Raw genomic sequence first — 18,364 nt, forward strand, 5'->3', positions numbered from 1 at the left:
CAGTCGACGTGAGAGCCGAAGACGAACAGGCGTTCCGCGAGTTCGTGACGTCGCAGATGGCGTCGTTACGCAAGTTGGCGTACATGACCTGCGGCGACTGGCACGCGGCCGAGGACGCCGTGGCCAACGCCCTGGTCAAGCTCTATCCCCGCTGGCGGAAGCTGGAACGGCCCGATCTCTACGTCAAGACGATGGTCTACCGGGCCGCGGTCGACGAGACCCGGCGGCCCTGGCGGCGGGAGCGGTCGTCCGGCGACGCCATGCCGGACGTCGCGCTGGGTGACCCGGCCGACGCGACCGACGAGCGGATGCGCCTGCGGGCGGCGCTCGACGCCGTACCGGCCCGGCAGCGGGCCGCCGTGGTGCTCCGGCACTACCTGGGCCTGAGCCTGGAGGACACGGCCGGCGTCCTCGACTGCACGGTGGGCACCGCCAAGAGCCAGGTCTTCCGGGGCCTGGCGAAGCTGCGCGAGTCGCTCGCCGCCGAACGCATCAGTCTCACCGGGAATTCGATCGAGGAGTGGACCAGTGCAGTTGCATGAATTCGTGGACGCGGTGACCGCTCACGAGCCACCGATGACCCGTACCGCCGACGACATCGTCGCGGCGGGGCGGCGGGCGCAGCGGCGTCGCCGGGCCGGGTTCGCCTCGGCCGGCGCGGCCGGCCTGGTCGTGGTCGCGGTCGCCGGCGCGTTCGCGTTGCCGACCCTGGGCGCGGGGCGGGACACCACCGCCGCGCCGCCCCCGGTGGGCGCGGCGGCCGCCGCCCCCGCCGAGGCCCGCTGGGCCGACGCCCCGCCGTTCACCTTCTCCTTCCGGGGGTACGACGCGGGCACGCTGCACGTGCAGGACCCGATCGTCGCGTCCGTCGGCTACCAGATCGCCTCGGTCTACTCCGACGGTCACACCTCGAACGACAAGCCGGTCACCGCCGACGAGGTCGAGGCGGGCGGCGACGCCGTCGAGCGCAAGAAGCGGGCCGCCGGGGGCAAGCCCAGCCTGTGGGCGTACCTGACCGTGTACCGGCCGGGCGTCTTCGACCCGGCCGGGATCAGGAACGGCCGGAAGGTCACCGTGGCCGGGCACCGGGCCGTGCAGGCGACCCTGCCGGTCGGCCTCGATCCGAGCAAGCCGGTCGACGAGGGCAACAAGCTGCTCGCCTGGGAGTACGCCCCCGACGCCTGGGCGGCGGTGACGTCGTTCTCCAGCTCGGTGGCCTCGCCCAGCTTCCAGGAACTCGGCGGCCTGGTCGGCGGCCTGAAGCCCAGCCGGCCGAAGCCGGCCACGGTGCCGTTCACCGTGGGCTATGTGCCGGGCGGCTACCGCCCGTTGCAGTCCGGCACGCACGCCATGCCCGGCCTCAGCGGCATCGCCGCGGCCCGCGCCGGTGACTACGGCGGCGCGACGTACACCCGGCCGGCCGCGCCCACCTCGGGCCTGACCGCGCCGTACGACGCGGCCGAGAACGGCATCAAGGACGGCTTCCACATCTTCGTCACGCCGGGCAGCAGCTCGAACCAGTCCCCGGAGCCGGGCGTGACGAAGTGCTACCCCGGCGCGGACCGGCGGGTGCCGGGTGACGACGCCGCAGGTGGCGGCTTCTGCAACATCTGGAACGCCGACGGCTCGGTCGTCCTCCAGGTCAGCGGGATGGGCCTGGGCAACAGGCTGCCGCTGGCCGAGCTGGAGAAGATCGCCAGGGGGATCAGGGTCGCCGACGTCAGGGACGAGTCGACCTGGACCCCGGCCGCGCAGGCCCTCCGGCCGTAACGGAACCGTCGACTCCGGCGGTCGGCACCCGGCAGGGGTCGGGGCCGAGCGCCCCCGGCGACAGCGGCACCGCGCACGACGGCGGTGCCGCTGTCGCCGTTTCCGGGTGCCGCCGCCTCCCGTTTGCGTCGTCGGGCAACCGCACCGGCGGTACGCTGCCGCCCGGCCCGGCCGGCCGGTGAAGTCGGTCGATGTCTTAATGGGTGGGTCGTACGTCTTGGCAGCGGCGCACGCCTCGGCTACCGTCGTGGGAACGCTCCCATGTAGAAACATCTATGTGATCAGGAGGCAACACGTCGTGGCTACCCTCTCCTCGCTCCGCCGCAGATCGGTGGCGGCCTTCAGCGTGGCGGCCGTCGCGGGCGTCACCGCCGCCGGCGTAGTCCTCGCCGGTGGCACCGCCTCCGCCGGGACGATATCCGGACCGCTCTACCGCGACCCGACCACGGCCGTCGTCCGCTGGGTCGCCGCCAACCCCGGCGACTCGCGGGTCGGCGTCATCCGCGACAAGATCGCCAGCCAGCCGCAGGCCCGGTGGTTCGCCAACTTCAACCCGTCGACCGCGCAGTCCGAGGCCGCGTCGTTCGTCGGCGCCGCCAACTCCGCGGGGCAGATCCCGGTGCTCTCGATCTACGAGATCACCAACCGGGACTGCGGCGGGGCCAGCGCCGGCGGCGCACCCGACCTCAACCAGTACCAGACCTGGGTGTCGAACTTCGCCCGGGGGCTGGGCAACCAGACGGTCATCATCATCCTGGAGACCGACTCGCTCGCCCTGCTGACCTGCCTGAACAGCAACGAGATCAACGCCCGTAACCAGGCGATCTCGACGGCCACCCGAACCCTCAAGGCGGCCAACCCCAACGCCAAGGTCTACCTCGACGGCGGCCACTCCACCTGGAACAGCGCCAACGAGACGGCCAACCGCCTGCGGGCGGCCGGCGTGCAGTACGCCGACGGCTTCTTCACCAACGTGTCGAACTTCAACCCCACCGCCAGCGAGGCGAACTTCGGCCGGAACGTCATCTCCGCCCTCAACGGCATGGGCATCTCGGGCAAGCGCCAGGTCATCGACACCAGCCGCAACGGTGGGGCCAGCGGTGACTGGTGCGGCGACGACAACACCGACCGCCGCATCGGGCAGTACCCGACGACCAACACCGGCGACAACAACATCGACGCGTACCTCTGGGTGAAGCCGCCGGGCGAGGCCGACGGCTGCCGCTACACCGCCGGCTCGTTCCAGCCGGACCTGGCCTTCAGCCTGGCCAACGGCGCACCCAACCCGCCGGTGACGACCCCGCCGACCACCGCGCCGCCCACCACGGCCCCGCCGACGACCCCGCCGCCCACCACGGCTCCGCCGACCACTGCTCCCCCCACCACGCCGCCGCCGGCCGGCAACGGCTGCACCGCGTCGGTGGTGGTCAACCAGTGGAACGGCGGCTTCACGGCGAGCGTGACGGTCACCGCCGGTGACAGCGCCCTCAACGGCTGGAACGTCAGCATCAGCCTGCCCGGCGGTGCCGCCGTCACCAGCACCTGGAGCGCACAGTCCAGCGGCACCAGCGGGACCGTCCGGTTCACCAACGTGAGCTACAACGGGCAGGTCGGCGCCCGGCAGTCGACCAACTTCGGCTTCCAGGGCACCGGCACCGGCCCCGGTGCGACGGCCACCTGCGCGGCCAACTGACCCGTCCGGCACCCGACGGCCCGGCGCGGAGGACCCTCTCCGCGCCGGGCCGTCGCCGTCCGGCAGGCCCCGCTGCCGCCCCGCCGGGAGCCAAACCGGCAAGTGGCCCCATGACCGTCGGGTGCGGCCCCGGCGGTCACGGCGACCAGGTTCATCGCCGCGTCGGAGACGAACATCGGGGTGTCGGCGAACCGGCCCGGAGCGTGTCATGCTGCACGGGCCCCGACGGGAGGACGACGATGACTGCTGGCGATGCCGTACAGGTGCGGCCGACGCGAGGGTCGCTGCGACCGCTGCTGTCCGGGGCGACGCTGATCGCGGTCCTGGCCTTGCTGTTCGGGCTGCCGTGGTGGACGTTGACGGTGGCGGCGCGGTGGCCGGCGCCGGTGCAGGCCGCCGGCACGACCGTGTTCGTCGTCGCGCTCGTCGCGTTCCCCGTACTGATGTATCTCGGGCACGGCCGTCGGCGGCTGGACGCGGCGGCCCGTGTGGGGGACACCCTGCTCAGCCTGGTGTGGATCCTCTTCGTCTGGGCGCTGCTCGGCAACGTGGCCCGGCTCCCGCTGGCCGCCGCAGGGGTCGCCGATCCGGTCCGGTCCCGGGCCGTGGCGGCCGGTGCGGCGGTCGTCGCGGTCGTCCTGGCCGTCTGGGGGTACGCCGAGGCGATGCGGGTGCCCCGCGTCCGGCGGGTGGACGTCACCGTCGACCGGCTGGGAGCCGGCCTCGACGGGGTCCGGGTGGTGCTGCTGACCGACACCCACTACGGCCCGATCGACCGGGCCCGCTGGTCCGCCCGCACCATCGAGGTGGTCAACGGCCTGACCCCCGACATCGTCTGCCACACCGGCGACATCGCCGACGGCACCGTCGACCAGCGCCGGGCGCAGGCGGCCCCGCTGGGCACCGTGCAGGCCCGGCTGGCCCGGGTGTACGTGACGGGCAACCACGAGTACTACGGCCAGGCGCAGGGCTGGGTCGACCACATGCGGGCCCTCGGCTGGGAGCCCCTGCACAACCGGCACCTCGTGGTGGAGCGGGGTGGCGACCGGCTCGTCGTCGCCGGGGTCGACGACGTCACCGCCGCCTCGTCAGGCGTCGCCGGTCACCGGGCCGACCACGCGGCGGCGCTCGCCGGCACCGACCCGCGACTGCCCGTGCTGCTGCTGGCGCACCAGCCGAAGCAGATCGGCGACGCGGTCGCGGCCGGCGTGGATCTGCAACTGTCCGGGCACACCCACGGCGGCCAGATGTGGCCGTTCCACTACCTGGTCCGGCTCGACCAGCCGGTCGTGCAGGGCCTCAGCCGGCACGGCCGGACCCAGCTCTACACGAGCCGGGGGACCGGTTTCTGGGGCCCGCCGTTCCGGATCTTCGCGCCGAGCGAGATCACCCTGCTCACCCTGCGGGCGGGTTAGCCTCCGACCGCACCCGGCGAACGGCGTGCGCCGCCACCGCAGGGGGCCGGGGGTTCCCACCGTCGTTGAGTGCGGCCAGCAGGCGCAGCCCGTCTTCGGCGGGGCTTTCCGGCGGTGCCGCCAGGACGATCAGTTCCATGCCCGATCCGTCCGGCAGAGCGAAGTTCTCCTGGTGCAGTTCCAGCAGTCCGACCAGCGGATGCCGGTACGCCTTGCGGCCATGCGTGCGGGCGCGCACGTCCGCGCGGGCCCAGAGCCGGCGGAAGCGCTCACTGCCCATTGACAGTTCGCCGACGAGCGAGGTCAGGCGGGGATCGTCGGGGTACTTGCCGGCGGCCAGGCGAAGGTGCCCGACCACGTCGAGGGTGCACTTCTCCCAGTCCGCGTAGAGGCCCCGCTCGGCTTCATCGAGGAAGATGTGCCGGGCGGTGTTCAGGCCCGTCGTGCTCCGGCCGTAGAGAAGTCCCGCGAGGCGGTTGCCGGCGACCACGTCCATCCGGTGGTCCATGATCAGGGCGGGGGCGTCGACGATCAGGTCGAGTACGCGCAGCAGCTCCGCCCGGGGGCGACCGCTGGGCGACCTGGTGCGACGGCGGCGTTGCCGGGCCAGCCGGTGCAGGTGACCGCGTTCGGTCTCGTCGAGTCCGAGGACGCGGGCGAGCGCGTCGAGGACCTGTTCCGACGGCTGGGTGGCGCGGCCCTGCTCCAGGCGTACGTAGTAGTCGACGCTGACCCCGGACAGGTGGGCGACCTCTTCGCGACGCAACCCCTCGACGCGGCGTCGGCTGTCGGTCGGGATGCCGGCGACCGACGGGTCGACCCGGGAACGCCTGGTACGCAGGAAGCCCGCGAGATCGTCCATGGCCTGAAGTATCGCTCCGGCGGCAGGCGCGCGGGTGGCCCTGCCAATACCAGGAAGTCCGGTCCGACGGAACGCGCGCCCCTGAACGGCGCGCTCCCGGCCGCCGAGCATGGGTGGCGACAGACGTCGTCGGAGGGAATCAGCCATGAAGACGCTCATCGTGTACGCCCATCCGGAGCCGCGTTCGCTGAACGGCTCGCTGAAGGACGTCGCGGTGTCCACCCTTGAGGCCGCCGGCCACGAGGTGCGGGTGAGTGACCTGTACGCGATGAACTGGAAGGCCGTCGTGGACGCGGCCGACTTCGGCGGGAACGCCACGGACCCGCTGCGGGTGGTACCGAGTTCGGGCGGGGCGTACGACGCCGGCGCGCTCACCCCCGACGTGACGGCCGAACAGGAGAAACTGCTCTGGGCCGACACGGTGATCTTCCAGTTCCCGATGTGGTGGTACACGATGCCGGCCATCCTCAAGGGCTGGGTGGACCGGGTGTTCTCCTTCCACTTCGCCTACGGCGTCGGCGTGCACGACGAGACCCGCTACGGCGAGCGTTACGGTGAGGGAACGCTGCTCGGCCGGCGGGCGATCCTCTCGGTGACCGTCGGCGGCCCGCAGTCGCACTACACCGACCGTGGGATCAACGGCCCGATCGAGGATCTGCTGTTCCCGATCCACCACGGCATCCTCTACTACCCGGGCATGGAGGTGCTGCCGCCGTTCGTGGTGTACGGCGCGGACCGGATCTCCGACGGTGATTTCGAGGACGTCGCGAAAAGGTGGAAGGAACGACTGCTGACGCTGGAGACGACCGCGCCCATCGCGTTCCGGCGGCAGAACCACGGTGACTACGAGATCCCGTCACTACGGCTGAAGGACGGCCTGGAGGCTCCCGGCCGTACGGGTTTCCGCCTGCATGTAGGAGGATGAGGACCGGTGATCTGCGATGGGGCGAGCGGTGTGTGGAGGCGGCCTCCTCGATCTTGCTGATCGAGCAGAGCGCGCTGCCACCGCCAGGACTGCCGGCACGGATCGGCGTGCCCCACCTAGTGGATGCCGACGGTGAACTCGTCGCCACCCACGCTCTCGCTTCGCGTGCCGGAGATGGACTGCGGGATGTCGCCGGCAATGGTGATCCTGTGCACCGTGCGGCCCTGGCTGCCGTAGTCGCGGACCGCATAGTGCTGGGTCGCGCGGTTGTCCCAGAAGGCGACGTCGCCTTCGGCCCAGCGCCAGCGTACGACGTTCTCCGGGGTGACGACGTAGCTCTGGAGAAGGCGGTAGACATCTCGGGAAGCTGCGATGCTCCAGCCCACCACCCGGTGGAAGAACTGGCCCAGCAGAAGCGTCCGTTCGCCGGATTCCGGATGGAGTTGGACGACGGGGTGCTTGGTGAAGAACTCCCGGGAGAGGTACTCCTTTCGTTGCGCGCGGATGGCCGCACCGTCCTCGCCGTTCAGCGCGTAGGGGGCGTTGTCACCGGTGTTGGTGTGGACGACCCAGAGGCTGTCCGCCAGGGCGCGCAACTCCTCCGGCATGCTCTGGTAGGCCGTGGCGGTATTGGCCCACGCCGTGTCCCCGCCGTACGGGGGCATCTTCACCGCACGCAGGATCGTTCCGAGTGGGGGACGTAGTTGGTAGCTGGCGTCGGTGTGCCAGAGGTCGGTGCGAATCTGTGTGGTCGAGTAGTCCAGTTCGAGGATGGCGGGGGAGGCTGCGGAGCCACTGAGGGTGGCGTGACTGGGGGCGAGAGCGCCGAAGCGGCTGGCGAAGCGTTCCTGCCACGCGTCGTCGAAGCCGTGCTGCCCTCGAAAGAAGACGACCTTGTGCTGGACCACTGCGGCTCGGATGGCGCTGACGGTATCTGCCGAGAGGTCGGTCGCGAGGTCGATGCCGCGAATCTCGACACCGACGTTCCCGGTGATCCGCTTCATGTCAAGGGCGGGAGGGGAAGTGGTTGACATGACCCAGAACCTTCCAATAGGCGCGCTTGGTGCCACCACCCTCAGGTCCAGACAGGACGGTGGTACCCAGTGCTGCCGCGTCCAAGTTCTGTTGGTGACGCCTGTCGCCCGGAGCCCTCTCGAAGACGTGGACCTGTCGCAAGGACCACGAAGGAAAGTGCACCCACCACGTCCCGGGTGGCGTTGGCGGACCGCTGACAGGGACACGGCCACCCGCGTGTTGGGTAGGTCTCTTCGTGGCGTGGCTGCCGGCAGTTCGACGCCCAGACCAGCGTGTGCCGCGCCGAAACTGACTGGGCGAACGCTCGTCCGTAGAGGGCGCTCATCTTGTTCGCGACCGCGTCGTCGGGATGGAGGACCGGCCCGATGGCCGCCCGGCTCAGGTCGTACTCGCCGTGCCCGGACCAGTCGAGATGACGCGGAAGCGTCACCCTGCCTCAGTCGGGCCGTGCAGCGCGGTAAGGGTTTCGGCCACCACGTAGGGCTTCCGGTCACCGTGGGGCCGGTAGTCCGCCGGCGGCTGGGGTGATGCGGCATCCACCGAGCAACACCGGCCTGCCGCTATCTGGCTCCGGCCGCCCGTAGGTCGGCGATGAGCCGGTCGAGCAGGCGTTCCTCCATCACCGCTCGGCCGGCACGCCGCATCGACTCGCTCAGCGACTCGTCCCAGGGCGTCCGAGTGGGCGTGCCGAGCAGTGCTGTGCCGGTGCCCGCCGCCGGCAGGTAGTCAGCCGCAGTCATCCGCCACGGGACCGCGCCCGGATACCGCTGGAGAGCCGCCGCAGTCAGTCGTACGCCGGTCCAGTCGAAGTCGTTGCGCCATCGGATCACCGCCCCCTGAGCGGCCCACAACAGCGTGTGGACGGCGACCGAGGGCACCCCTTCGGTGCAGATCAGCGGTGGGGCCTGGGCTCCGAGCGCGGTGGTGGCCGCGCGCAGCACGGCAGGGTTCTCGCAGACGTAGACCTCGTCACAGTTCAGCGTCAGCGGTGCCAGGCGCAGTTGGTGCAGGGTGACCCGGATCGGCACGCCGGCCTGCGCGGCCTCGGTGAGCCACCGCCCGAGCAGGCCGCCGGTGGCCGGCACGTTGAGCACCAGCACCTGGCTGGCGAGGTCGTCCGGGACCAGACCGACCGATTCCCACAACGCCCGTTCCCGCTCACCGTCGACCGGGAGCGCCGCCTGCTGCCAGGTGGCGACGGCACGGAGGACGAGTCCGCGGAGCGGCCCGTCGGTGAGGGCCTTCGTGTCCTCCAGCACCCGGTCGGTCCAGACCGGTCGTCTCGACCTCGTGCACCGCCGCGCGTAGCCGGGGCGTGTACCGCTGCAACTCGTCGTGGAAGTCCCGCAGGTGAGCCAGCAGGGCGTCCTTGTGCGCGAGGAACACCTCCGGCCGTACATCGTTGGTCCGGCCCAGATCGCCTAGCATGTGATAGAAGCGGGCCGCTCGCTCGGCGATGTCGGCCAAAGCCCGGTCCAGCCGGTTGAACTTGCGGTAGACCTCCTCCGCGTCCCCCGCCTCGTTGGCTACGGCGAGCGCGTTGAGGTCCGCCAGGAGGTCGGCGAAGACCAGCCGGGACAGCGTGGAGTCGGCCATGCTCGCCGACAGCACCGCCTCCACCGCGCGGTGCGCCCGGTACCCGGCCTCGGTGAACTGGTACACCGAGTGCCGGTTGCGGTACTCCGCCAGCGTCGTGGCCCGGGAACCGTCCTGCCCCCGGTCGAGCACCCCCCACTCCACCAGGGCATCGAGCAGCCGCGGCAACTCCAGCCCCGCCGGATCCGGGCAGTCGGCGTCCGCGTCGTGCAACGCCGCCAGCGCTGCGGCCACGTCGGAGGTGTGCAGCACCACGTGGTAGCTGGACCGCGCCGAGTCGAACGCCCGGAGCAGCCACAGGTAGGCGAACCGGTTCTCCGCCGTCACGTAGCCGAACAGCCGCATCCGGTCGTCCAGCGCGAAGTCGTCCAGCCCGAACGTCGGTCGAGATGGCTGCGCCGTCATCACCTACCTCCCACCGGACGCGGACAGCCACCCACCCTACCCAGGAGAGCCACCACGGCGGTTGGGCGCGCAGGGATCGGCGGCAGCCTGTCCTGCGGTCGTGGTCGCAGCCCGAACGGGAAGCGATCTACGGCAAGCCGACCAGCAGCTGCCGTCCTGCCGAGAAGTGGCAGGGTAGTCGTCGTCGAAGGGTGACCGCGGCCCTCGGGGCGTGAGCCGTCACTCGCGGGCCAACCCTGGTGGCAGCGCGTCTTCGTCGGTCGGACCTGGCGGGCGTTGGCCACGGTGTCGCGTTCGAGGGTGTGGATCAGTGGTGTCGGGCCGCCGACGCAGGTTCAGGCATCGTCCCAGAGCGCGGAGACCAGCCATGACCGGTTGGCGGGGGCGAAGGCCAGGTCGATGGCCGTGCCCAGTTGCTCGAACGTGTGCGACCTGGCAGCGGTGAGGATCCGGCCCGGCCGGGGCCAGTAGTCCTCGCCCCGCCCAGAGACGAGTTCGACCCGGATCGACAGAAGCCCAAGAGCAGGGCGGGTAACCGTGACCTCGCCCTCGACGCCGAGACGGTCAGGGTTCTCGCCGCCTACCGGGCCCGCCGCGCCCAGTGGCGCCTCGCCGCCGGTGAGGCGTGGCCCGACACCGGCCTGTTCTTTGTCCGCCCCGACGGCCGGCCGTGGCATCCCAGCGGGGTCACCCAGCGGTTCCGCAGGCTCGTACGCCAGGCCGGGCTACCGCCGACCCGTCTGCACGACCTGCGGCACAGCGCGGCCACCATCGCCCTGGCCGCCGGGGTGGACATCAAGGTCGTCTCCGAGCAGCTCGGTCACTCCACCACCACCCTGACCCGTGACACGTATCAGAGCGTCACCAGGGCGATGCACCACGACGCCGCCGACGCCGTCGCGGAGAAGATCCGCCGGCACCGGCCCAGAACCGCCTGCCCGTCCGCGTGCCGCTGTCGGCGGTCTCCACCGGCTCGGCTAGCGTGCGCGGCATGGTCGCCCGTTCGTCCGCTCGTGGTGCCGCCCGGTGGCGGGCTCCGGCGGCACCGAAACTGCCGGCGTCGCCGGACCTGCCCTCCGCCGGGGACCTGACCATCGGCGACGAGGCGACGTTCGAGCGGCTGGGCCTGGGCGATCTCGACCTGTCCGGGCGGTCGGCGGACGGGGCCGAGTTCACCCGCTGCCGTTTCACCCGCACCGACCTCAGCGGTACCCGGCTGGAGGCAGCGCGGTTCACCGACTGCGTGTTCGAGGGTACGAACCTGGCGAACCTGCGGACGGACAGGTCGTCGATGCTCCGGGTACGGCTGTCCACGGCGCGGATGACGGGCCTGCAGTGGGTCAACGGGGCGCTGCGGGACGTCACGGTTTCGGACTGCCGACTGGACCTGTCGTCGTGGCGGTTCACCACCTTCGCGAGCGTGGCGTTCGAGAGCTGCAACCTGACCCGGGCCGACTTCCAGCACGCGGACCTGCGCGGCGCCCGCTTCACCGACTGTGACCTGACCGGCGCGCAGTTCTCCCAGGCGGGCATGGACGGCACCCGTTTCGCCCGCTGCGACCTCACCGGGATCGGCGGCGTGACCAGCATGACCGGCGCGATCCTCGCCCACCAGGACCTCATCGCCCTGTCGTACGCCCTCGCCGGTGCACTGGGCGTCCGCATCGAGGACCCCGACGAGAAGTAGGCCTGTCGCACCCGAAGCCGCCTCGGGAAGGGCTGCCGGGCGCGCGTCGCTGGCGTCGTCCGGTGAGGCCCGCGTCGGCGGCACCATGTTCGATGTCGGGCGTGTCAGCTGCTTGATTTCCGCAACATCAACTGCGGTATGGACTAGATTCTGCGGCATGGGGTTGCTGGATGACGCGGTGGCGGTGCTGGACGAGCGGGGCGTGCTGGAGCCGCTGGGCGGGTTGATCCGGCAGGTGTACCGGCGCGCGGCGGACCGGCACGAGCCGGAACTCGGCGACGACGCGATGAGCTTCGGCACCACGGTGTGGCGGAACCTGACGAACCTGGGCAAGGCGTCCTTCGACGGGGTCGACGGGGTGCGGGTGCGGGTGGAGGACAACTCCCTGGAGATCCTCTGCGCCGGGTACGTGGTGCGGCTGTACTCGTTGCAGGGCGGGATCGAATCGATCCGGTGGGAGGGCAGCGAGGCGCGCCTCGGTGGGGCGGTGGAGAACAGCCGCGACGGGCAGTTGGCCTTCGACGACGCCGAGCAGTTCCCGGAGGTCTTCGCCGGGGTGGTGCCCCCGAAGCGGCATCTGCGGGTCGCGCACACCGGTGACATCGCCACGGGTGAGGCGACGGCGTATCTCGGGTTGCCCCGTGACAACCGTGAGGGTGGGTCGCCGTGGTTCGAGGTGACGCTGTGGTTCGGTGACGCCGTTACGGTGGGGACGCCGCTGCCGATCGTCGGTGACCCGGTCGGGGTGCCGGTGCAGCGCCACGACGAGCTGCCCGTGCCGGAGCTGCCGCTCGGGACGCTGCGGCCCGCCTCCGGTGCCGGTCGTACCCTCGGTGCTGTTGCCGGCCGACGGGCGTGACGGGCGGGGTTCGCCCGCCGGTGCCGGTCACCGTGGCCGTGGCGGGGTTCGAGCCGCACGCGTTGGGGTTGGCGCGTAGGTGGCGGCGGATGCGGAAGAACGAGTTGGCCCGGCAGGTCGGGGTGACGGCGGCGGCGGTCAGCCAGTACGAGTTGGGGCAGGCCCGTCCGTCGGCGGCGGTGCTGGCGCGGTTGGCGTTGGCGTTGGCGATGCCTGTGGAGTTCTTCGCCGCCGGTGTCCCGGCTCCGGCGTCGCCGGGGCGGGCGCACTTCCGTAGCCTGCGGGCCACCAGTCAGGCGGAGCGGGACCAGGCGGAGGCGTTCGGTGAGGTCGCCTGGCGGGTCGTCGAGGCCGTGGGTCGGCAGTTGCGGCTGCCGGAGTTGCGGCTGCCGCAGCTCGACTGGCCGGAACCGGCGCGGGCCGAGGACGTCCGTACGGTCGCCGCGGCGGCACGTGCCGAGTTCGGGCTCGACGACGGGCCGGTGCCGCACATGGTACGGCTGCTGGAGGCGCACGGGGTGATCGTGTTGTCCCTGCCGGACGCCTCCGAACGGGTCGATGCGTTCTCACACTGGTACGGCCAGCGGCCGTTCGTCTTCCTCAACCCGGCCAAGAACGACAAGGCCCGCTCCCGGATGGACGCCGCCCACGAACTCGGCCACCTCCTGCTGCATCACGACGCCGAGCCGGGCAGCCAACTCCTGGAACGGGAGGCCACCGCCTTCGCCTCCGAGTTCCTCGCCCCCAGCACCACCCTGGCCGCCGAGCTTCCCGCCCGGCTGGACTTCGACCGGCTGCACGAACTGAAACGCCGCTGGGGCATCAGCCTGAAAGCCCTCGTCTACCGGGGACACGACCTCGGCATCTACCGGGACCACACCTACCGACGCGGCATGAGCCTGCTCGCCCAGTGGGGCCACCCCGAACCCGGCGACCTCGGCCCCCGAGAACAACCCTCCCTCCTCGGCAAAGCCGTCGACCTCCTCAGCCAACAACACACGACCATCGAGGACCTCGCCGCACAGGCCGGCCTCCCGGCAGCCCTCGCCCGCACCGTGATCGCCGCTGCCACCGAACACCTCCCCGAACTACGACTCACCCCGACCGGCACCTGACCTGAGCCGGGACCCTCCCTGCCAGGGCGATCCCCATCGCTTACTCAGGCGGTGTGGCGGTGGGTGCTGTCGGTTCGACGTGGTGGCTGTCCCAGACCCACTGGTCGTCGCCGTGGTCGAGCAGGGTGCTGCACCGGTACCGCAGCAGGTTGGCGTCCGTGCTCGGGTCCGGGCCGCCGGGATGCGGAGGCGTCGGGTCCAGCGCCGCGTCCGCGTTGTAGACGAGCCGGTCGGGCAGTCGGTAGTCACGGCGGAAGCCGGTACGCCACTGCGAGTTGCCGCCCCAACCGTGCGACAGGTCGGCCGCCTGCCGGTACCGCCGCCGCCACGCCCAGTACAACGTCGAGGCCGCGGTGAGCGCGGGATCCAGGTGGTGGGCACCGGCGCGGACGCTCACGCCGCCGCGCATGAGCAGCAGCGACCCGACCAGGCACCTCGGCCACCACTGCCCGGCCAGCACCGGCGGTGCCTGCGGATCGTCTGCCGGTTCGACCTCGACGATCTCGTGCAGGAACGGATGGAACCCTTCCCCGGCTGGGAACGTGCCGCCGATCGCGGCGACGAACCGCCGGTACGCCGAAGCCGGAAGCCAGTCCGTGGGGTCGCCGGGATCGGTGGCGGGCGGCTGGCTGGGCAGGATCAGCAACTCCAGCACCCTGCTCACCGCGTACAACGTCCACAGGTCCTCGTGCGCCAACGCGACGGCGGCCATCCTCGGCTCACCGACCTGCCGCAACGCCGCCAGGACCGACGAATGGGTAGCAACCCAAGGGTCGAGGACGTCCCGATCCCATGCGCTGCCGCTGTAGTCGAGGGTCGGCTCGAACAGGCCGAACCTGACCTCCTGCCACGCGCCGTCCGGGAACACCATCTCGGCTCTCACGACCGCCAGTCTCCCGACCCCTGGGGCAGCCCGTCGAGCGAGATCCGACCGCACCCACCTGATGCAGGCGGCCGAACCCGCCGACCGGGATCGATGACGATGCTCCACTGTCGAGTCCGCGGCAGCCAGCGGTCGCTGCCGGCGCTGCGGATCCGCGCGCTCACCCTGCAACGTCGAACGATGGTGCGGACGCGATCGTGGGCACCATGCCCGGCACTGCGGCACCGCTGTCGGCTGTTGCCAACATCGCCCTCACACCTGACGAGGAGCACCCTGACGGCGTCGCCACGGCTACCCTTGAGGTCATGTCCGACGGGCAGGCGATGTCATTCCGGGTGACCCGGCGGACACTGCTGGAACTCGCCGCCGGTCTCACCGCCCTGAAGCTGCCGGCCCTGCTGGAGCGGCCCGCCCGACAGCCGTCGACCCCGCTGTCGTGGACCACTTCGCCGAACTCCGCGCCCTCCTGGTGCAGGCCGACGACAAGCTGGGCGGGCGCACCATCCTGGCGACCGTCGAGCAGCAGATCACGCAGATCGCCGCCCTCCGCCGACAGGCCCGAGGGCAGCTTCGCGACCGGCTGCTGAGCACCGAGGCCCGTTGGAGCGAGTTCGGCGGCTGGCTCAGCGACGACCTCGGCGACCGTACAGCCGGGGACCGCTGGCTCGACCGCGCGTCCGGCATGGCCCAGGAGGCCGACGACCGGGATTTCAGCTCCTACGTGCTGGCACGCAGGGCGCAACGTATGGTCGGCACCGGTGACGACGACCGCGTCGTCGGACTGGCCCGCGCCGCCTCCAGCTGCCCCGACGTGCCCCCGCTCGTCCACGCCTTCGCCGCCGTGCAGGAAGCACACGGCAGCACCCTCGACAACGACACCGCCGGCTTCCAGACCGCGATCGAGCGCGCCCAGACGCTCGTCGCGACCGGTGCGGCCATCGACGACGAGCACGCACTCGGGTCCTTCTGCACACCGCCGTACCTGGCCGCCCAGGAGGGCGAGGGATGGCTCCGCCTCAACCAACCACACCGGGCCATCACCAGCTTCACCACCGCCGTCAACCACTGGCCTGACCGCTATCGGCGCGAACGCGGCATGTACCTCTCCCGGACAGCACACGCCTACCTGGCCGCCGCCGAACCGGAGCAGGCCGCGACCACCGCCGACGAAGCGCTGACCCTGGCCACCACGACCGGCTCAGCACGCGTCCACCGTGACATTCTCGCCCTGGCTCGGCAGCTCAAGCCCTTCTCCCAGCACCAGCAGGTCCGGGAGCTCCTCGACCGGGTCGCCGTCACCGGATGACCGACCACCAGCCCGAGATGTCCCCATCGCCACCACAGGTGATCGTCGTCGGCCGAGCCAACATCGACATCACCGTCCGGATCCCCCGACGACCACAGCCGGGACGCACGACATTCGCCTCGGCACCCGCCACCACCACAGCCGGCGGCAAGAGCCTCAACCAGGCCAGGGCCGCTGCCGGCGTAGGTGCCCGGACCGCCCTGGTCGCCAACGCCGGCACCGACGAATGGGGCACCTTCCTGCGACGCGCCCTCACCGACGCGGGCGTCGACGTGTCGTTCTTCCAGCTCATACCATCGGCGCCGACCGGCCTGGCGATCGTGGAAGTCGCCCCCGACGCCGAGAACCACATCGTCCTCGCGCTGTCTCCCGCCACAGAACTCACCGCCAGCCAGGTGCGCGAAACGCTACGGCGGCTGCACGCACCCACCGTGCTCACCCAACTCGACCTTCCACCCGACGCCGTCGGCGCTGTCCTCCAGCACCACCGGGCCGAGACACTCATCGGGAACCTCGTACCGCACGCCACGCTCGGGTCAGCCGTGCTCGCCGCCCTCGACCTCTTCGTCTGCAACGAACACGAGGCCGCCGCGATCCTCGGCCGGCACCACGCCGATCCGACGATCGCGGCTCAGGAGCTTCGTGGGCTGGGACCACGGGCAGCCGTGGTAACCGCAGGCGCTCGCGGTGCCGCATACAGCACCGCCGAACACACCAAGCTGGTCCCCGCACTACACGTCCACGCCATCGACACCACCGGCGCAGGTGACCACTTCCTCGGTACCCTCGCTGCCCTACTCACCCAGAACACTCCGCTGGGGCAAGCCATCACCGACGCGGTCAACGCTGCGACGGCAGTGGTAGGTGGCGACTGAGAGCCAAGATCAGCCGCCAGCCTTGCCGATGCCCCGACCGGTTGGCGAGCCGGCTGTAGTCCAGCCTGCTGGGAGTTCTTCGAGAAGGACATGTGAGGGTGGCGGACAGGACCGCTGAAGTGTCGGTCGATGACGCCGTCCGCGCCTCGGTGAGCTACGACCAGCTACGTGCCGGTGACGACGGCGTGTATTGGTTGGAAACCCGCCCCGACGCGGAGCAGGGGACGACGGTGACGGGCTGGCGGGCAAGCGATGGCAAGCGTGATGTCAGTCCGAAGAACTTCGATGTCGGCAGCGGAGTGCACGCGTACGGGGGCGGATCGTTCGTTGTCGCCGAGGGAACGTTGTGGTGTGTCGGCGGAGATCGCCTTTACCGGAGGCGCCTGGATGGCGACGAACTCGAATTGGTCGGTCACGGGTGCTTCGGTGATCTGACGATCGGTGACGGTGAGTTGCTGGCCGTGCGGGAGTCGGAGCAGGGTGACCAGCTCGTGGCGGTGCCCCTCACCGGCGCTCCGCGGATGCGGACTGTGGTCTCGTCCCCGGGGTTTCTCGGCGCGCCTCGGCCGGGCCCGGGTCGGTTGGCGTGGACCGCTTGGAGCGAGCACGACATGCCGTGGGATGCCTGCGAGGTGTGGACCGCCGCCTATTCGCCGCACGGTGAGGTCGAGAATCCCGTGAAGCTGGCCGGTGGTCCGGGGGAATCGGCGGTGGAGCCGCGATGGGGACCCGACGGAGCGTTGTACTTCGTGTCGGACCGCGGTGGTTGGTGGAACCTCTACCGGTGGGACGGTCTCACGGTGGAGGCGGTGGCACCGATCGCGGGTGAGTGCGCTGCGGAGCCCTGGGAGTTGGGCTACGCGTCGTACGGCTTCCTCGACGACGGTCGGATCGTCGTGGTTGTGCAGGAGGGGCCGCGACACCGCCTTGTCGTCATCGAGCCCGGCGGTGCTGTCCGTCCGGTCGACCTGCCGTACACGTCGATCAAGCCGTACCTCGCCCTCCGAGGGACGACGGTGGCGTTGATCGGTTCGTCGCCGACCGCAGCCCCGCAGGTCGCGCTCGTAGACGTGGCTGATATCGATCCCCCTCAGGTGGAGGTGCTCGCCAGCCCGGAGCATGCCGCGCTCGACGGCGTGCGGGTATCCACGCCGATGGAGCTCCGCGTACGGGTGGCCGGTGGCCGGGAGGTCATTGCCCTGGTGTATGCGCCGACGAATTCGACTGCGGACTGGCTCGCACCAGTGATCGTTCGCGCGCATCCCGGGCCTACCGCCTCGTGTCTGCTGCGCCTGGACTGGCAGGCGCAGTTCTTCACCAGTCGTGGGTTCGCCGTCGTTGATGTCGATTACCTGGGTAGCACCGGGCACGGCCGGACGTTCCGGGAGTCGCTCTACGGACGGTGGGGCCTGGACGACGTCAACGACTGCGCTGCTGTGGCGGTGCACCTGCTATCGGCGGGGCGGGCGTTGCCGGGGCAGGTGTTCATCCGCGGTGCCAGCGCCGGCGGATACACCGCTCTGCACGCGGTGGCACAGGACGGCCCGTTCGCCGCCGCCACCGCCGTGTCGGCGATCGTGGATCCTGACCGGTGGGCGCGGACGGTGCCCCGGTTCCAGCGGGCGCACGCGATGCGGCTACGTGGGGGTGCCGGTGCGGTCCGTGCCGCCGAGATCCAACGGCCGGTGCTGCTCATCCACGGCACCGCCGACGAGGTAGCCGAAGCCGATGATGTGCAAAAAACTCGCCGAGGAGTTGACGTCTCTCGGCATGGCACCCAAGGTGTTGCTTCTTCCTGATGTCGGCCACTATGTGGCGTCGTCCCGTCGAGCGGGCGCGGCGTTGGAGGCAGAACTGGCCCACTACCGCTCGCTGGTGGCGGGTGCCGGCAATGATCAACAGGGGTTACACGGCGGCTAGCGGTAGCCGGTGATGCAT

The 18,364-nt window shown here is 71.0% G+C and carries 18 protein-coding genes and 1 pseudogene; 12 read left to right on the forward strand and 7 right to left on the reverse strand.

Annotated elements, in window-relative coordinates:
- Positions 1-8: 8 nt before the first annotated feature.
- The 4 genes from Q2K16_RS24410 (at position 9) to Q2K16_RS24425 (ending at position 4,878) form a co-directional block, all read left to right on the forward strand.
- Positions 9-542 carry a SigE family RNA polymerase sigma factor gene (locus tag Q2K16_RS24410; protein WP_302740451.1) on the forward strand — a complete coding sequence of 178 codons (534 nt, stop codon included), beginning with the start codon at positions 9-11 and terminating at the stop codon, positions 540-542.
- Positions 529-1,770, forward strand: a complete 1,242-nt coding sequence (locus Q2K16_RS24415; RefSeq protein ID WP_302740453.1) for a hypothetical protein — start codon at positions 529-531, stop codon at positions 1,768-1,770. The genes Q2K16_RS24410 and Q2K16_RS24415 overlap by 14 nt, the downstream gene beginning before the upstream one ends.
- A 298-nt stretch (positions 1,771-2,068) precedes the next feature.
- The gene (locus Q2K16_RS24420) at positions 2,069-3,463 is read left to right on the forward strand and encodes a glycoside hydrolase family 6 protein (protein WP_302740454.1); all 1,395 of its coding nucleotides are present in this window, start codon (positions 2,069-2,071) and stop codon (positions 3,461-3,463) included.
- Positions 3,464-3,702: 239 nt separating this feature from the next.
- The gene (locus Q2K16_RS24425) at positions 3,703-4,878 is read left to right on the forward strand and encodes a metallophosphoesterase (RefSeq protein WP_302740455.1); all 1,176 of its coding nucleotides are present in this window, start codon (positions 3,703-3,705) and stop codon (positions 4,876-4,878) included.
- Here Q2K16_RS24425 and Q2K16_RS24430 read toward each other — a convergent pair.
- Positions 4,859-5,740 carry a helix-turn-helix transcriptional regulator gene (locus tag Q2K16_RS24430; protein WP_302740456.1) on the reverse strand — a complete coding sequence of 294 codons (882 nt, stop codon included), beginning with the start codon at positions 5,738-5,740 and terminating at the stop codon, positions 4,859-4,861. The two genes, Q2K16_RS24425 and Q2K16_RS24430, sit on opposite strands and share 20 nt — an antisense overlap.
- A 145-nt stretch (positions 5,741-5,885) precedes the next feature.
- Between Q2K16_RS24430 and Q2K16_RS24435 the strand changes: the two genes are divergently transcribed.
- The gene (locus Q2K16_RS24435) at positions 5,886-6,665 is read left to right on the forward strand and encodes an NAD(P)H-dependent oxidoreductase (protein ID WP_302740458.1); all 780 of its coding nucleotides are present in this window, start codon (positions 5,886-5,888) and stop codon (positions 6,663-6,665) included.
- 116 nt (positions 6,666-6,781) lie between these two features.
- Here Q2K16_RS24435 and Q2K16_RS24440 read toward each other — a convergent pair whose 3' ends face one another.
- The 5 genes and pseudogenes from Q2K16_RS24440 to Q2K16_RS33105 form a co-directional block, all read right to left on the reverse strand.
- A complete protein-coding gene (locus Q2K16_RS24440; RefSeq protein ID WP_302740460.1) occupies positions 6,782-7,669 on the reverse strand; it encodes a TauD/TfdA dioxygenase family protein in 888 nt (295 codons plus the stop codon).
- A 323-nt stretch (positions 7,670-7,992) separates the two neighbouring features.
- A pseudogene (locus tag Q2K16_RS33295) lies at positions 7,993-8,070 on the reverse strand (nucleotidyl transferase AbiEii/AbiGii toxin family protein); the annotation flags it as partial.
- Between the two features lie 190 nt (positions 8,071-8,260).
- Positions 8,261-8,959 carry a DUF2399 domain-containing protein gene (locus Q2K16_RS24450; protein WP_302740461.1) on the reverse strand — a complete coding sequence of 233 codons (699 nt, stop codon included), beginning with the start codon at positions 8,957-8,959 and terminating at the stop codon, positions 8,261-8,263.
- Entirely contained in the window at positions 8,859-9,701 is an 843-nt protein-coding gene (locus Q2K16_RS24455) for a DUF2397 family protein (RefSeq protein ID WP_302740463.1), read from the reverse strand. Before Q2K16_RS24455 ends, Q2K16_RS24450 begins: the two co-directional genes overlap by 101 nt.
- A gap of 335 nt (positions 9,702-10,036) precedes the next feature.
- The gene (locus Q2K16_RS33105; protein WP_368052584.1) at positions 10,037-10,378 is read right to left on the reverse strand and encodes a hypothetical protein; all 342 of its coding nucleotides are present in this window, start codon (positions 10,376-10,378) and stop codon (positions 10,037-10,039) included.
- On the opposite strand from Q2K16_RS33105, the gene Q2K16_RS24460 reads away from it, so the two are divergent.
- From Q2K16_RS24460 to Q2K16_RS24475, 4 genes are all read left to right on the forward strand, one after another.
- Entirely contained in the window at positions 10,343-10,792 is a 450-nt protein-coding gene (locus Q2K16_RS24460) for a tyrosine-type recombinase/integrase (RefSeq protein ID WP_368052576.1), read from the forward strand. The genes Q2K16_RS33105 and Q2K16_RS24460 overlap by 36 nt on opposite strands.
- Positions 10,693-11,388: a pentapeptide repeat-containing protein gene (locus tag Q2K16_RS24465; RefSeq protein ID WP_302740465.1), complete on the forward strand. Its 696-nt coding sequence runs from the start codon at positions 10,693-10,695 to the stop codon at positions 11,386-11,388. The genes Q2K16_RS24460 and Q2K16_RS24465 overlap by 100 nt, the downstream gene beginning before the upstream one ends.
- Before the next feature lie 157 nt (positions 11,389-11,545).
- Positions 11,546-12,247 (forward strand): hypothetical protein, encoded by a 702-nt coding sequence (locus Q2K16_RS24470; RefSeq protein WP_302740467.1) that lies wholly within the window; start codon positions 11,546-11,548, stop codon positions 12,245-12,247.
- Between the two features lie 20 nt (positions 12,248-12,267).
- Entirely contained in the window at positions 12,268-13,362 is a 1,095-nt protein-coding gene (locus Q2K16_RS24475; RefSeq protein ID WP_302740468.1) for an XRE family transcriptional regulator, read from the forward strand.
- A 40-nt stretch (positions 13,363-13,402) separates the two neighbouring features.
- On the opposite strand, the gene Q2K16_RS24480 is transcribed toward Q2K16_RS24475, so the two are convergent.
- Complete coding sequence (locus tag Q2K16_RS24480; protein ID WP_302740470.1) at positions 13,403-14,245, reverse strand: hypothetical protein; 843 nt, start codon at positions 14,243-14,245, stop codon at positions 13,403-13,405.
- Positions 14,246-14,573: 328 nt separating this feature from the next.
- Between Q2K16_RS24480 and Q2K16_RS24485 the strand changes: the two genes are divergently transcribed.
- The 3 genes from Q2K16_RS24485 (at position 14,574) to Q2K16_RS24495 (ending at position 18,225) form a co-directional block, all read left to right on the forward strand.
- The gene (locus tag Q2K16_RS24485; RefSeq protein ID WP_489671934.1) at positions 14,574-15,551 is read left to right on the forward strand and encodes an NsdA family TPR-like regulatory protein; all 978 of its coding nucleotides are present in this window, start codon (positions 14,574-14,576) and stop codon (positions 15,549-15,551) included.
- Entirely contained in the window at positions 15,548-16,426 is an 879-nt protein-coding gene (locus tag Q2K16_RS24490) for a PfkB family carbohydrate kinase (RefSeq protein ID WP_302740474.1), read from the forward strand. Before Q2K16_RS24485 ends, Q2K16_RS24490 begins: the two co-directional genes overlap by 4 nt.
- Positions 16,427-16,524: 98 nt before the next feature.
- Positions 16,525-18,225, forward strand: coding sequence for a S9 family peptidase (locus Q2K16_RS24495; protein WP_302740475.1), 1,701 nt, complete (start codon positions 16,525-16,527; stop codon positions 18,223-18,225).
- Positions 18,226-18,364 lie beyond the last annotated feature (139 nt).

Source organism: Micromonospora cynarisoli, from assembly GCF_030518815.1.
Classification (GTDB): Bacteria; Actinomycetota; Actinomycetes; order Mycobacteriales; family Micromonosporaceae; genus Micromonospora; species Micromonospora wenchangensis.

What these genes read in the sequence shown, in the direction of transcription:
- Q2K16_RS24430 (WP_302740456.1), bottom strand. Translation starts at nt 5,740, where the DNA reads ATGGACGATCTCGCGGGCTTCCTGCGTACCAGGCGTTCCCGGGTCGAC.
- Q2K16_RS24490 (WP_302740474.1), top strand. Translation starts at nt 15,548, where the DNA reads ATGACCGACCACCAGCCCGAGATGTCCCCATCGCCACCACAGGTGATC.
- Q2K16_RS33105 (WP_368052584.1), bottom strand. Translation starts at nt 10,378, where the DNA reads ATGCCACGGCCGGCCGTCGGGGCGGACAAAGAACAGGCCGGTGTCGGG.
- Q2K16_RS24435 (WP_302740458.1), top strand. Translation starts at nt 5,886, where the DNA reads ATGAAGACGCTCATCGTGTACGCCCATCCGGAGCCGCGTTCGCTGAAC.
- Q2K16_RS24440 (WP_302740460.1), bottom strand. Translation starts at nt 7,669, where the DNA reads ATGAAGCGGATCACCGGGAACGTCGGTGTCGAGATTCGCGGCATCGAC.
- Q2K16_RS24455 (WP_302740463.1), bottom strand. Translation starts at nt 9,701, where the DNA reads ATGACGGCGCAGCCATCTCGACCGACGTTCGGGCTGGACGACTTCGCG.
- Q2K16_RS24465 (WP_302740465.1), top strand. Translation starts at nt 10,693, where the DNA reads ATGGTCGCCCGTTCGTCCGCTCGTGGTGCCGCCCGGTGGCGGGCTCCG.
- Q2K16_RS24425 (WP_302740455.1), top strand. Translation starts at nt 3,703, where the DNA reads ATGACTGCTGGCGATGCCGTACAGGTGCGGCCGACGCGAGGGTCGCTG.
- Q2K16_RS24470 (WP_302740467.1), top strand. Translation starts at nt 11,546, where the DNA reads ATGGGGTTGCTGGATGACGCGGTGGCGGTGCTGGACGAGCGGGGCGTG.